Raw genomic sequence first — 571 nt, 5'->3', positions numbered from 1 at the left:
GAATAATATAAGACTTCTTGGAGTACGTAGTGATATTGAACGGATATTACAGGCGTTCGATGTATTTGTATTTCCATCCCATCATGAAGGTTTACCTGTTACGCTCATAGAAGCACAAGGAGCTGGGTTACCTTGTATAATATCAGACGCAATTACGAAGGAAGTAGATTTGAATACTGGTTTGACGGATTTTCAAAGTATAAATAGTTTTCCGGTTGTGTGGGCAAAAGAGATTTTAAAGGTTAACAAACGCATACAAAATGCTCAGGAATTGGTTAAAAAGGGAGGATATGATATAACAGAGTCCGCAACGTGGATTGAGAATTTTTATCTTAATATTTCTTAATTAATGTTGATTTTAAGTTTGTAAATCACGTTATTAAGAATTAAAAAGGAGCGCATTTATGTCTAAAGTTTCATGTAATCTTAGGATAGGAGAAATCCCGCTTCATCTGTATCATTTAACTGCGGGGTTTGTTTTACTTGCGCAGCAAGGTGTAATAGATTTAACAGTAGAAAAGTTAAGCAGAAGTAGTAAGGAAAGATTACCTTATAATATGATGGAGGTTAT

The 571-nt window shown here is 34.2% G+C and carries 1 protein-coding gene; it reads left to right on the top strand.

The features are described from left to right. A partial coding sequence (locus AC1DTM_RS30940; RefSeq protein WP_477001757.1) for a glycosyltransferase occupies positions 1-346 on the top strand: 346 nt, incomplete at its 5' end. Between the last annotated feature and the right edge of the window lie 225 nt (positions 347-571).

The sequence above is a fragment of the Bacillus sp. P4_D3 genome (assembly GCF_056401855.1).
The sequence above is the reverse complement of the archived record's forward strand: the minus strand, read 5'-3'. Positions and strand labels throughout refer to the sequence as shown.